At 35.4% G+C, this 13,385-nt stretch carries 13 protein-coding genes; 2 read left to right on the top strand and 11 right to left on the bottom strand.

The window, feature by feature from the left end; genetic code table 11:
* Nucleotides 1-63: 63 nt before the first annotated feature.
* Nucleotides 64-288: an RNA chaperone Hfq gene (gene hfq, locus F0362_RS18165; protein ID WP_000813896.1), complete on the bottom strand. Its 225-nt coding sequence runs from the start codon at nt 286-288 to the stop codon at nt 64-66.
* Between the two features lie 21 nt (nt 289-309).
* On the bottom strand, nt 310-1,263 hold the full coding sequence (miaA, locus tag F0362_RS18170) for a tRNA (adenosine(37)-N6)-dimethylallyltransferase MiaA (RefSeq protein WP_000504365.1): 954 nt from the start codon (nt 1,261-1,263) through the stop codon (nt 310-312).
* 180 nt (nt 1,264-1,443) lie between these two features.
* Between miaA and F0362_RS18175 the strand changes: the two genes are divergently transcribed.
* Nucleotides 1,444-1,689 (top strand): hypothetical protein, encoded by a 246-nt coding sequence (locus F0362_RS18175; protein WP_000814421.1) that lies wholly within the window; start codon nt 1,444-1,446, stop codon nt 1,687-1,689.
* A gap of 62 nt (nt 1,690-1,751) precedes the next feature.
* On the opposite strand, the gene entD is transcribed toward F0362_RS18175, so the two are convergent.
* From entD to gabP, 8 genes are all read right to left on the bottom strand, one after another.
* Complete coding sequence (gene entD / locus F0362_RS18180; protein WP_000734608.1) at nt 1,752-2,684, bottom strand: cell wall-binding protein EntD; 933 nt, start codon at nt 2,682-2,684, stop codon at nt 1,752-1,754.
* 347 nt (nt 2,685-3,031) lie between these two features.
* Nucleotides 3,032-4,888, bottom strand: coding sequence for a PTS fructose transporter subunit IIABC (locus F0362_RS18185; protein ID WP_000704651.1), 1,857 nt, complete (start codon nt 4,886-4,888; stop codon nt 3,032-3,034).
* Between the two features lie 13 nt (nt 4,889-4,901).
* Nucleotides 4,902-5,813 carry a 1-phosphofructokinase gene (gene pfkB, locus F0362_RS18190; protein ID WP_000640839.1) on the bottom strand — a complete coding sequence of 304 codons (912 nt, stop codon included), beginning with the start codon at nt 5,811-5,813 and terminating at the stop codon, nt 4,902-4,904.
* Nucleotides 5,810-6,562 carry a DeoR/GlpR family DNA-binding transcription regulator gene (locus F0362_RS18195; RefSeq protein WP_000957292.1) on the bottom strand — a complete coding sequence of 251 codons (753 nt, stop codon included), beginning with the start codon at nt 6,560-6,562 and terminating at the stop codon, nt 5,810-5,812. Before F0362_RS18195 ends, pfkB begins: the two co-directional genes overlap by 4 nt.
* A 158-nt stretch (nt 6,563-6,720) precedes the next feature.
* Nucleotides 6,721-7,884 (bottom strand): iron-containing alcohol dehydrogenase, encoded by a 1,164-nt coding sequence (locus F0362_RS18200; RefSeq protein WP_001179084.1) that lies wholly within the window; start codon nt 7,882-7,884, stop codon nt 6,721-6,723.
* Nucleotides 7,885-8,001: 117 nt separating this feature from the next.
* The gene (locus F0362_RS18205) at nt 8,002-8,544 is read right to left on the bottom strand and encodes a DUF420 domain-containing protein (RefSeq protein ID WP_000228316.1); all 543 of its coding nucleotides are present in this window, start codon (nt 8,542-8,544) and stop codon (nt 8,002-8,004) included.
* Between the two features lie 318 nt (nt 8,545-8,862).
* Nucleotides 8,863-9,201 (bottom strand): hypothetical protein, encoded by a 339-nt coding sequence (locus F0362_RS18210; RefSeq protein ID WP_002039366.1) that lies wholly within the window; start codon nt 9,199-9,201, stop codon nt 8,863-8,865.
* Between the two features lie 133 nt (nt 9,202-9,334).
* Nucleotides 9,335-10,729 carry a GABA permease gene (gabP, locus tag F0362_RS18215; protein ID WP_000360092.1) on the bottom strand — a complete coding sequence of 465 codons (1,395 nt, stop codon included), beginning with the start codon at nt 10,727-10,729 and terminating at the stop codon, nt 9,335-9,337.
* Between the two features lie 269 nt (nt 10,730-10,998).
* Between gabP and F0362_RS18225 the strand changes: the two genes are divergently transcribed.
* Nucleotides 10,999-12,081 carry a chitinase gene (locus F0362_RS18225; protein WP_000932453.1) on the top strand — a complete coding sequence of 361 codons (1,083 nt, stop codon included), beginning with the start codon at nt 10,999-11,001 and terminating at the stop codon, nt 12,079-12,081.
* 57 nt (nt 12,082-12,138) lie between these two features.
* Here the strand turns inward: F0362_RS18225 and F0362_RS18230 are convergent, their stop codons facing one another.
* The gene (locus tag F0362_RS18230) at nt 12,139-13,356 is read right to left on the bottom strand and encodes a M20 metallopeptidase family protein (protein ID WP_000573502.1); all 1,218 of its coding nucleotides are present in this window, start codon (nt 13,354-13,356) and stop codon (nt 12,139-12,141) included.
* Nucleotides 13,357-13,385: the final 29 nt, after the last annotated feature.

The following is a 13,385-nucleotide window of genomic DNA, read 5'->3' on the forward strand; positions in this document are numbered from 1 at the left end:
TTATGACAAATAAAAAAAGAGCGAGAAACTCGCTCTTTTTTTGTTATGTACAATAATTCATTACTACTCTAATTCAATCGAAACATTTTTTTGTGGTACGAATGTAGAAATTGCATGTTTATAAATAAGCTGTTGCTTACCTTCTGTTTCCAGTAGGACTGTAAAATTATCAAATCCTTTAATTAATCCACGAAGCTGGAAACCATTTAATAAGTACAGCGTAACAAACGTATTTTCTTTACGGAGTTGATTTAAAAACTGATCTTGAATATTGATTGATTGCTTCATGTCGAATCCTCCTCTTTTTCTCTACTTACTATTATTCGACTTTAGTTGTAACTTTCCTTCTATGTATCGTAAAATTTCTGACGTTTTTTCACCATCTGTAACATCAAACCATGTGACATCCATTTTATTACGGAACCACGTTAATTGACGTTTTGCATAACGACGTGAATTCGTCTTTAATTGTGATACCGCTTCTTCTAAAGAGACACGATTCTCAAAATAATCATATACCTCTTTATACCCAATCGCTTGAATAGATTGACAATCTCTTATCCCACGATTATACAGCCCTTCTACTTCCTCTAATAAACCTTGTTCCATCATTAAATCCACTCGTAAGTTAATGCGATCGTATAGCATTTCTCGATCCATTGTCAAGCCAATTAATGAAACATCATATAATAACTCGTTTTCTTGTTTTTCGAGTTGATCACTCATTTTTTCGCCCGTCGTGTGGAAAATTTCTAACGCCCGAATGACACGACGCACATTATTAGCATGAATACGCTCCGCGCTTTCTGGATCTACTTCTTGCAATTTTTCATGTACATATTCCACACCACGTTCTTGAGCTAGCTTTTCCATTTGCTCTCGGTATATAGCATCACCAGCATCATCTGTAAACTGATAATCGAATAAAACTGATTGTATATAAAGACCGGTTCCACCAACAATAATCGGTAATTTACCCCGCTCTGTAATTTCTCGAATATGTTTACGAACACGTTCTTGAAATTCTGCGACAGAAAATGAATCTTCCGGATCTTTTATATCGACCATATAATGTGGAATTCCGTCCATCTCTTCTTTTGTCACCTTTGCTGTTCCAATGTCCATCGTGCGATAAATCTGCATGGAATCTCCACTTATAATTTCACCATTCAACGCTTTGGCAAGGTCAATACTTAACTTCGTCTTTCCAACAGCAGTTGGTCCAATGATGACAGCAACCTTTTCGCGTTGCATTTCTCCCATATCATTCAACTCTCTTTATGTAATATACTCCATCTATTGATTATATCCAATCTTAACAATTTTAACGGTACGATTGCAAGTTCTTTCATTCTGGTACATGAAATTTCATATAAAAAAGAACATAGTTTGTCCAATTCTGCATACACATGATAAAAATAGCTTTGAGAGGATGAGTTGACTATGAAACAATCTACCATCAATTTTTCATCTTTAACAAAAGACCTTATTTTAGCCACTGCTACAAAAGAACAAAACTGTTCACAAGAAGAATTATACTTCGCTCTAAATTGTTTGCTACGTTCTTTTCATTCTACGCTCCAAGAAACAACATTACATCCAGAAAATAAAAATACAGAGTATATGCAGACTCAATTTTGCAGTGCATATAAAATTCTTACAGGTACAACTATTTATCCCTTTCAATAATCCATAAAAAGCGGTTGCTTGAAAATATGTAAGCAACCGCTTTTTAAATTAATACATATACACTATTGTATAACTTTCACTTTTACAGACTTACGGCCCCAGCTATTAGCACTACCATCTGAGCCCACTAATACATCAATACGATTTCCTTTAATAGCACCACCAGTATCTCCAGCAATCGCTTCTCCATATCCTTCTACCCATACTTTCGATCCAAGTGGAATTACCTTTGGATCAACAGCAATTACTTTCATATTTGGATTCGCTGTTAAATCATGCCCCATTGCAGTTAATACACGACCACCATACGTACCATTCTCACTTGGATTTGCTGTATACGCCGTCGCTTCTACTGTTATTTCACGTCCACCAGCAGGGGCACTTGTTTGAGTAGATTTCGCAACTTGTTTCGTAGTTGACTGCTGTTTTACCACAGGTTTATTTGATTCTACATTCTTAACAGACTCTTTGCTCTTAACTGCTTTATTATTTTTAACCGGCGTATTTACTCTTTCCGGCACTTCTTCTTGCGTTACAACTTCTTTCTTTTCAATTACCGGTGCCGTCCCTGTTAAAAATGGCACGTGAACATATGCAACTTTTCCATTGTAGTCGAATTGTAACCATTCATTTTGAACTTGATTTGTCGTTTCAATCAAATCATTTTTATTAAATTTACCAAGAATTTCAGAGTCAGTATTCGCTCCAGCACGAATATTTAATACATTCGCAGTTACATAATACGTACTTTTAGTAAATTCAGCACTTACAAATGCTTCTTTACCGTCTAATTTAATTTTCGACCATCCGTTTTCTGTATTTATAACATCTAATTTATTTCCACTTAACATTTTACCTACAAGCTTTGACTCTACATTTGGGTTTTCTCTCACATTTAATACGTCTGTTGTTACAATCGTTTCTGCTTTCGCAGAACCTGCAAAAATCCCAAGACCAAAAACTGCCGCTGTTGCTATACCTAATAATTTTTTCATGAATAGCCTCCATTTGCTTTGTTTTCGTATTTTCATTATAGCAACAAATTTTTTAGTTTTTTAGAAATCACACAATTACAAAGCATTCGTAATATACGATTAACGAGTTGTAACATAAATTTCCATATTAATAAAATGCCTTTTCAATAGAAACCCCAATATTTTTCATATATTTTCCACATACAAGCATGAAAATTTTTTTCCAAAAAAAATTACAGTATTACTGTTTTGTTACAAAAAAACCATATTCCATTACATCTTTACCATAAAACATCATTCTCCAATTATTAATCTCTTTTTTTGTAATAAAAAAGAGTAACTTATAGTAGCTACTCCTTTTTCATTTGTTATTTAACTTTCTTTTTCCAAATTCCCATCATAAGAGCAGAAATAGCTGTCCCTACTAGTATAGAGAAAATATATAGCAACGGTTTATTTACTAATGCTATAACAAATAACCCACCATGTGGTGCCGGTAATGTAATTTGGAATAACATAGATAACGCGCCTGCAATACTTGAACCAACAACACAACTTACAATTACTCGAATCGGATCTGCAGCTGCAAATGGAATTGCACCTTCTGTAATAAACGATGCTCCCATAATATAATTTGTTAAACCAGATTTACGTTCCGCTTCTGTAAACTTTGTTTTAAAGAATGTAGTTGCAAATGCAATTGCAAGTGGCGGTACCATACCACCAGCCATAACAGCAGAGTGAACTCCAAAGTTCTGCGCTTCTATTGCAGCAATACCAAATGTAAATGCGGCTTTATTAATTGGACCACCCATATCGATTGCCATCATACCACCTAAAATAAGACCTAGTAATATAGCATTTGTACCGTTCAAACCATTTAACCATCCTGTTAACATTTCATTCAATGCTACTACAGGTGGATTTACTACTTTTTGCATTACAACTCCTGTAATTAACAATCCAAAGACTGGATATAACAAAACAGGTTTAATTCCTTCTAACTGCGCTGGTAATCCTGAAAATAATCTTTTCAATCCTAAAACAACATATCCAGCTAAGAAACCAGCAATTAATCCACCTAAAAACCCAGCATTCGCATGTGCCGCTAAAAATCCTCCGACAACACCAGGCATAAAACCAGGACGATCAGCAATAGAACTCGCAATAAATCCAGCTAAAATTGGTACAAGGAATAAAAACGCCCCTGTTTTTCCTCCACCAATAGACATGAACAATTCAGCTAATGGACCTTCCGCCTTTATACCACCAAACGAAAACGCTAGCGCTATTAAAATTCCACCGCCAACAACAAACGGAAGCATATTACTTACACCGCTCATTAAATGCTTATAAATTCCTAATCCTTTTTCCTTCTCTATACTCTCTGACTTCCCATTCTCTTTTACACCTTTAAAGATTGGTGCATCTTGTTTGACAGCTCGATTAAGAAGCTTTTCCGTTTTTCTAATCCCATCAGCTACTGGCACTTGAATGACATGTTTTCCAGCAAAACGATTCACTTCTACTTGTTTATCTGCCGCAACGATAATGGCCGTTGCACGTTCAATGTCCTCTTTCGTTAAACCGTTTTTTATACCTGTTGATCCGTTCGTTTCAACTTTAATCGCAATCCCTAACTCTGCCGCTTTCGCTTTCAAACTATCAGCAGCCATATATGTGTGAGCGATTCCAGTCGGACAAGCTGTAACAGCTAATACGTATGGTTCATCCCCTTCTGGTTTCGCTACTTCAACTTCTTCTTCTTTTTCATTCTCTTTTTCATCAAATAAGCGAAGAAGCTCCTCTTCATCCTTCGCTTCTAATAATTGCTTGCGAAAGCCTTCATCCATTAATAATGTAGAAAGACGGGACAACGTTTCTAAATGTGTATTATTCGCTCCTTCACTTGCAGCAATCATAAAGAATAAATGTGCAGGCTGTCCGTCAAGCGATTCATAATTGATACCGCTTACACTTCTACCAAAACAAATCGCCGGTTGCTTAACAGCCTTCGTCTTCGCATGAGGTATGGCAATGCCTTCCCCAATTCCAGTCGTACTTTGGGACTCCCGCTTTAAAATAGCTTCTTTAAATTCCGTTTTACTATTTAAACGATTTGCCCCACTTAATTTCTCAACTAATTCATCTATGACAGCTTCTTTATTTGAAGCTGTCAAATTCATAATGACTGTATCCCTTTTTAATAGTTCTGTAATTTTCATATGTTACTTCCCCCTATCGCTTAACTACAATTACTTGCGACAATAATTCTTCTACTTTTTCCTTTTTACATAAATCTGCCGAAAATGCTGTTGCACTCCCTGTTGCAACGCCATATTGGAATGCCTTTTCAATTTCTTTTGTCTGTTCGTATTTACCTACAAATCCAGCAACGAGAGAATCTCCTGCCCCAACTGAATTAATAACAACACCTTTTGGAACAGTTGCTTCATATATACCTTCTGCCGTAAATAATAAAGCTCCATCTCCGGCCATTGATACAATAACGTTCTCTACACCTTGTTCGACTAATTTTCTTCCATACGGTAAAATCTCTTCTACCGTTGAAAGCTCCACTCCAAATAACTCACCAAGTTCATGATGATTTGGCTTTATTAAAAATGGCTTATTTTTAATTACATGTTGCAGTGCACTTCCACTTGCATCTACTACTACACGAATACCTTTTTCAGCTCCAAACGCAGCAATTGATTCATAAAAGGTATTTTGAATAGAAGCCGGTATACTTCCAGCAAGTACAACACAATCTTCACGTTGCATACTTTCAATTTTTTTCATCAATTGTCCAAACTGTTCTTTTGTCACAATAGGACCTTGTCCATTTAATTCTGTTTCTTCTTCCCCTTTTATTTTTACATTAATTCTAGTATCTTCATCTACTTGGACGAAATTTGTTGTTACACCTTCATCATGTAATACATCTTGAATAAACTGACCAGTAAATCCACCAGTAAATCCAAGTGCAACATTTTCAACACCTAAACGATGAAGAACGCGAGAAACATTAATCCCTTTTCCTCCAGGGAACTTCATATCTTTCTCTGCCCGATTTACTGTGCCTAAATCGAAAGAATTAACTTGTACTACATAATCAATAGATGGGTTTAAAGTAACTGTATAGATCATTGTTTATCAGCCTCAATTACATTGGTTTGTCTTTTATATTTTTCTAAATCCATTTCTAAATGGTTTGTAATAATATTTGCATCTTCAACATTGGCAATTTTCGCAAACGCAACTTCTGAAAACTTACTTTCATCAATTAAGAAATACCCTTCGTTCGCTAATGTTAATGCCATTTGTTTTAAAAGCGCTTCTTCTGGATCTGGTGTTGTAAAACCAAACTGTTCATGTACGCCATTCGCTCCTAAAAAACATTTATCAAAGCGATACTTCTGCATACTTTCCTGTGCCATCGCACCAATTAAAGCCTTCGTCCTACTCTTCATCATTCCGCCTAGTAAATACGCACGAATATTATTTTCAACTAAAGCTTCAATATGCATAAGTCCATTCGTCACGACAGTAACATCTTTATTTATTAGAAATGGAATCATTTCAAATGTTGTACTTCCTGCATCTAAATAAATACAATCCCCTTGTTCCACAATAGTAGCTGCATACTTAGCAATTTGATGTTTTATTTGAATGTTTTTGGATGATTTTTCAGTCATCGTTGGCTCCTGTCCCTTTGCTGTTAAAACAGAGGCACCACCATGAACTCTTTTTAATAACCTTTGTTTTTCTAATTGTGCTAAATCACGACGAATTGTTGATTCAGAGCTTTCTGTTCTTTCAACTAATTGCTGTAATTTAACTACTTTCTGTTCTTTTACAAGTTGCAATATCATTTGATGACGTTCAGGAGTTAACATTTTACTCACCTCTTCTTTGATTACAGTATAATGAAAACGATCACAAAAATCAACCATATACATTCATAAATAATCAAAAACAATCAAAAACAGTTATAGACAACAAAAAAGAAACCCATTTGATTGTTATATCAAATGGGTTTCTTTTCTCGATTCACTTATAAAGAAGCTTTATATATGTTTAAAACATCATCTTTATTTAATTTTTTAAAGTTACCAAATTCACCATAAGCCATCGCTTTATCCGCCATTAAATCAATTTCATTTTCTCCAATAGTATAATCAGATAATGCTACTGGCGCCTCAATTGAAGTCCAAAATTGACGCAGTGCCTCAATTCCTTCTAACGCCACTTCTTTATCTGTTTTGCCATCTGTTTCTATATCAAATACACGAATAGCGAACTGTTTAAAACGACTTACATTTTCATCTATAACATGCTTCATCCAATTCGGGAATAGAATTGCAAGGCCGCCGCCGTGTGGTATGTCATGAACAGCAGAAACTGCATGCTCAATATTATGAGTTGCCCAGTCTCCTTTTACTCCCATTGCTAAAATGCCGTTTAACGCCATAGTACCGCAATATAAAATTGTTTCCCTATGCTCATAATTTTCTAGATCACTTAAAAGCTTAGGAGCTGTTTCAATTACTGTTCTTAAAACAGATTCACAATAACGATCTTGTAGTTCTGTATTTGTTCCATGATGGAAATATTGCTCTAATACGTGTGACATAATATCTACCATACCGTAAATTGTTTGATCTTTCGGTACAGACGCAGTATGAACTGGATCTAAGATTGAAAACTGCGGGAAAGTAACCGGGCTACCCCAGCCGTATTTTTCATTCGTTTCCCAGTTTGTAATTACCGAGCCTGCATTCATTTCAGATCCTGTTGCTGCAAGAGTAAGTACAGTACCAAATGGTAATGCCTCGCTAGCAAATGCTTTTTTCGTTACAATATCCCATACATCTCCATCGTACTTACTACCAGCGGCAATCGCTTTCGTACAGTCGATTACACTTCCTCCACCAACTGCTAAAATAAATTCGACACCATTTTCTTTACAAATTTGAATCCCTTTTTTTACTGTTGATACACGAGGATTCGGTTCAACACCAGTCAATTCAAATACTTCCGCATTTATATCTTTTAAAATAGAAATTACATTATCATATATACCGTTTCTTTTAATGCTGCCTCCTCCATATACGAGAAGAACTTTTTTACCGAACTGTGGAATTTCAGTTTTTAACTGCTCTAATTGTCCTTTACCGAAAATAAGTTTTGTCGGATTACGAAATACAAAATTTTGCATATCTTTTTACCATCCCTTCTATTTAAAAAGCAACTATACTTTTGTATACCATATTTTTTTCATTTCACAAAAATATTTGCTTAACAAAAAAATCCCAGCCTTTAGGGCTGAGATTTTTTATTGATAATAAGGTGAGATCATTAAGTAAACAATAACACCAGATAGACTTACATATAGCCAAATTGGCATCGTCCATCGTACAATTTTACGGTGACGTGTTAATTGATTCGTAAAACCAAATACAAGTGCGAACAATGCAAGTGGTACAATAATTGCCGCAAGGATAATATGTGTAATTAAAATGATGAAGTACACATATTTAATAAATCCTTCCCCGCCAAAATGTGTTGCTGGCGCCAAGTAATGATACGATAAATACGAAACACAGAATAGCAAAGTCGTCGTGAATGCCGCAAGAATGAAACCACGGTGCATTTTCACATTCTTTTTAATAATAGAGTATAAAGCTGCTAATAAGAATACGAACGTAAAGCTATTAAAAATTGCATTTAACATTGGTAAAATCGTTACATCAAAATGTACTTCTCCTTCATAGCCAACAGGCCCAAAGAACAAAAATAAAATAATCGCATTTACAATTACAGAAAGCGTTATCACAATAGGAGCATAGCTTTTCTGATTTGTTGATTGATCCACCAAAATGGTCACTCCCTCTTCCTTCAAATATGTATACGTAACCTCACTATTTTAACATATTATTCACAGTGTAAATGTGACAATAGTTTGACACAGTAAGACAAGACAAAGAAAAAAATCCTTCTTAATAAAACTTCTTAAGAAGGATTTTATCGCTTTATTATTCAAATAGCAATGCAATTAGTTTTTGTTAAAAAACGTATTGCTATATGCTTGAAAAATTTCAGATACTTGATATCCCATTAATGAAATTGCTGTTAATGAAAAGAAACCAATCATAAGAAATCGAAACCACATATAAATCTCCTCCTTGTATTTAGCTTAAAAAACGTTAGCTATATTACAAGTTACGTGGCACTCTTCATCATCACTTTCTTTCTTCTTTACAATTGCTGTTATAAATCGAATCATAAAGAATAGAACAAAAGGAATTTGTTCGTAATTCACCTTGGCATAGTTCAGCAACGGCTCGCGCTGCACATCGAACGGGGATGAGAAGGAATAGAACATACCTTGCTCTTCCATATATACAATTACAATTTTCATGCAAAATACTATTCCTAGAAACGAAACAATATCTTGCCATTCTGTCGTATATAACAGGTTATACAGCTCTAATACGTACTCTTCCATCATCATCCCCCCTTCCTTTTTTACCATTTTGCTCGCCTTCGTATAAAAAGTCAAGAAAAAAGTTTATATTCACTATGACAATAGTAATTACTCGTTTCTATGTTTATATATGATTCTTTTATAGCAATGATTGGGTGTAACTCTATTCCAAAACAATAAATTAGAATCGAACGGATTCTTCATTTCTACTTTTAGGTTTCAAAACTGTGCTATTTTTATTTCTATTAAAAATAAAATAAGAAAGTATTATAAGAACAGTAACAAGCATCGTTAAAAGTGCTTGTGGACGCAAAGATTCAATTGCAAGCATTGCAACTAAAACTGCTATAATAGCAGCAATTGTAACATACGTTACATATGGGAAAAGCCACATTTTCACTTTCAAATTTCTTTGTTCTACTTTTCCCATTTTTTTACGCATCTTTAAATGCGAAACTGCAATAACGAGATAAACGAGTAACGCGATCCCACCAGAAGCATTCACTAAAAATAAAAATACTTTATCTGGAGATATGTAACTAAAAACAACTCCAATATAAGCGAAGAAAGTTCCAAATAAAACTGCTCGAACTGGAACACCACTACTGTTCAATTTTAAAAACACCTTTGGAGCATCTCCTCTTTCTGCCATCGAAAAAAGCATTCTTGAGTTTGTATATAAGCCCGAATTTAAACAAGAGAGTACAGCTGTTAAAACGATAAAATTCATAATTTGTGCTGCCGCTGGTATTCCTATATGTTCAAGTACCGCTACAAATGGACTTTTTAGTATGTTTGCTGAATTCCACGGAAGGAGTGTAACGACTATAGCAATAGATCCAATGAAAAATACGAGAATACGCCAAATTACACTATTTGTTGCTGTTTTTACTGCTTTTACAGGCTCAGCAGACTCACCAGCCGCTACTGCTACAATCTCTGACCCCATAAATGAAAATATAACGACGGTAATTCCAAGCAGCACCGAACTTATCCCATTTGGCATAAATCCCCCTTGTCCTACTAAATTTGAAGTGCCAGGTGCTTCCGTTCCTGGTACAAATCCTAAAATAACAGCAAGTCCAAGACAAAGGAATAAGACGATACTTATTACTTTAATAAAAGAAAACCAATATTCAAACTCTCCAAATGATTTCACTGAAAAAACATTCGTCAACGTTAATAAAATCGTTAATATTAGGCTTAATAACCAGAGTGGGATGTCTGGAATCCAGTATTGAATAATACCAGCACCTGCTGTGGCTTCTATTGCAATAACAATTACCCAGAAAAACCAATATAGCCACCCAATTGTATACCCGGCCCATGGACCAATAGCTTCTCGTGCATATGTTGCAAATGAACCACTTGTCGGGTTAATAGCTGCCATTTCCCCCAACATTCTCATGACGAAAATGACTAAAAGTCCTGCTAATGCATATGAAACGATAGAACCTGGCCCGGCCGAATGTACAACTGCACCACTTCCAACAAACAAACCAGCCCCTATTACACCACCAATTGAGATCATCGTAATGTGGCGTATTTTTAGGTCTTTCTTAAGATTTTTATCCAAATCTTGTACATCCCCTTCCAAACTTTATTTTGAAATTTATGTAAGAGTATTATGCAAAAAACCTTGTCTTACATTTCTTAATATATCAAAATATTCTGAATTTAAAAATTATAAATCCACCTCCTTCATAAATTATTACATTAGGTTTAATAATTTTCCATACACAATTGTTGAGAAAATTATTAAACCTAACAAAAGATAAAATTTTCAGATATCATTAAAGAAACAAGATTATACATCTAGACAACTTTTTGTATAGGAGTGTTGATATGTTAAACAAGTTCAAATTCATTTGTTGTATGTTAGTAATTTTCTTACTGCTACCGCTAGCCCCCTTCCAAACAAAAGCAGCAAACAATTTAGGATCAAAATTACTCGTTGGATATTGGCATAACTTTGATAACGGTACTGGCATTATTAAATTAAAAGATGTTTCACCAAAATGGGATGTAATAAATGTATCTTTCGGTGAAACTGGTGGTGATCGTTCCACTGTTGAATTTTCCCCTGTGTATGGTACAGATGCAGAGTTCAAATCTGATATTTCCTATTTAAAAAGTAAAGGAAAAAAAGTAGTTCTTTCAATAGGTGGACAAAATGGAGTCGTTTTACTTCCTGACAATGCCGCTAAACAACGTTTTATTAATTCCATACAATCTCTAATCGATAAATACGGTTTTGATGGAATGGATATTGACCTTGAATCAGGTATTTACTTAAACGGCAATGACACTAATTTTAAAAACCCAACAACTCCTCAAATCGTGAATCTTATCTCAGCAATTCGAACGATTTCAGACCATTACGGCCCAGATTTCCTACTAAGCATGGCCCCTGAAACAGCTTATGTTCAAGGCGGGTATAGCGCATATGGAAGCATATGGGGTGCATATTTACCAATTATTTACGGAGTGAAAGACAAACTAACTTATATTCACGTTCAACACTATAATGCTGGTAGCGGCATTGGGATGGACGGTAATAATTATAATCAAGGAGCCGCAGACTACGAGGTCGCGATGGCAGATATGCTCTTACATGGCTTTCCTGTAGGCGGTAATCCAAATAATATTTTCCCCGCTCTTCGTTCAGATCAAGTAATGATTGGACTTCCGGCGGCACCAGCAGCAGCTCCAAGTGGCGGGTATATTTCTCCAACTGAAATGAAAAAAGCTTTAAATTATATCATTAAAGGCGTTCCTTTCGGAGGAAAGTATAAGCTTTCTAATCAAAATGGCTACCCTGCATTTCGTGGTCTAATGTCTTGGTCCATTAATTGGGATGCAAAAAACAACTTTGAATTCTCCAATAACTACAGAACATATTTTGATGCTATTCCTTTGCAAAAATAATAAAAAACAGCACTAGGTTATATAAAGTAACCTAGTGCTGTTTTTTATTTATGTAAATTACTTTTTCACATCCATATCTACAGTACTAAGAGATTCATCTCCATTTCGTAAATAGCTATTTACGAGACTTAAAAGTAACTTCCCACCAACTAACATTGCACGTTCATCAAAATCAAATTGAGGATGATGATGCGGATATGTTGCTCCTATTTCTTCATTACCCGCACCTGTGAAGAAAAATGCTCCTGGAACATGTTCTAAGTAGTATGCAAAATCTTCACCACCCATAATAGGCGGCACTTCAATGACCCTTTCTCTTCCAAGATCACGTTCTGCAACCTCCATAAAATGACTCGTTTCCTCTACATGATTTATTAATATTGGATAGCCACGTTTATATTGAATATTAACTTCAGCCTGAAGAGACTGACAAATCCCCTCAACAACTCGTCTAAATTCCTTCTCCATATATTCTCTTACTTCAGGATCTAACGTTCGAATGGTTCCTGTAAACGTAGCAGTATCCGCAATAATATTATCCGCTTGACCAGCATGGAATGTACCAACTGTTAAAACTACGGATTGAAGTGGATCGACTTTTCTACTAACTAACAGTTGCAACTGGTTAATAATTTGTGTTGCAACAATAATAGCATCTACAGTATGATGTGGCATACCTCCGTGACCACCTCGCCCTTGAACCTTCACCTCAAAAGAATCAGCTGCCGCCATCATTGCTCCTGCTTTCGCACCAACAATTCCTACAGGCATTTGAGAAGATACATGCGTACCAAAAACAACATCTACTCCTTCTAAACAACCATCCTCAATCATAGCGATAGCCCCGCCAGGCTCTTTCTCTTCTGCATGTTGGTGTATAAGAACTATTTTTCCAGAAAGTTGGTCTCTATGATCACTTAATATTTTTGCAACTCCTAAAAGTGTTGCTGTATGTCCATCATGGCCACAAGCGTGCATTACGCCCGGAACCTTTGATTTATATGAAACTTTCTTTTCATCTTGAATAGGTAGTGCATCAAAATCAGCACGCAACGCGATTGTCTTCCCAGATTTCCCACCTTCAATTACGCCGATGATTCCTCTTTCCCCGACATCTGTTTTCACATCAATATGAAAACTTTTTAAGATTGCAGCTATTTTTTTCGGTGTTTCTATTTCTTGAAACGATAGCTCTGGGTATTGATGAAAATCTCTTCGCCACGAAACCATTTGGTTATACAAACTTTCCAACTCTTTATGCCATGTTTCTATCATAGAAATTCCCCTTTCTTTTTTAACACTTT

The organism is Bacillus sp. BS98, assembly GCF_008432245.1.
GTDB classification, from domain to species: Bacteria; Bacillota; Bacilli; order Bacillales; family Bacillaceae_G; genus Bacillus_A; species Bacillus_A toyonensis.

Bases quoted from the DNA above. Each gene is read 5' to 3' on its own strand.
- hfq (WP_000813896.1), bottom strand. From the start codon at position 288: ATGAAGCAATCAATCAATATTCAAGATCAGTTTTTAAATCAACTCCGT.
- miaA (WP_000504365.1), bottom strand. From the start codon at position 1,263: ATGGGAGAAATGCAACGCGAAAAGGTTGCTGTCATCATTGGACCAACT.
- F0362_RS18175 (WP_000814421.1), top strand. From the start codon at position 1,444: ATGAAACAATCTACCATCAATTTTTCATCTTTAACAAAAGACCTTATT.
- entD (WP_000734608.1), bottom strand. From the start codon at position 2,684: ATGAAAAAATTATTAGGTATAGCAACAGCGGCAGTTTTTGGTCTTGGG.
- F0362_RS18185 (WP_000704651.1), bottom strand. From the start codon at position 4,888: ATGAAAATTACAGAACTATTAAAAAGGGATACAGTCATTATGAATTTG.
- pfkB (WP_000640839.1), bottom strand. From the start codon at position 5,813: ATGATCTATACAGTTACTTTAAACCCATCTATTGATTATGTAGTACAA.
- F0362_RS18195 (WP_000957292.1), bottom strand. From the start codon at position 6,562: ATGTTAACTCCTGAACGTCATCAAATGATATTGCAACTTGTAAAAGAA.
- F0362_RS18200 (WP_001179084.1), bottom strand. From the start codon at position 7,884: ATGCAAAATTTTGTATTTCGTAATCCGACAAAACTTATTTTCGGTAAA.
- F0362_RS18210 (WP_002039366.1), bottom strand. From the start codon at position 9,201: ATGGTAAAAAAGGAAGGGGGGATGATGATGGAAGAGTACGTATTAGAG.
- F0362_RS18225 (WP_000932453.1), top strand. From the start codon at position 10,999: ATGTTAAACAAGTTCAAATTCATTTGTTGTATGTTAGTAATTTTCTTA.
- F0362_RS18230 (WP_000573502.1), bottom strand. From the start codon at position 13,356: ATGATAGAAACATGGCATAAAGAGTTGGAAAGTTTGTATAACCAAATG.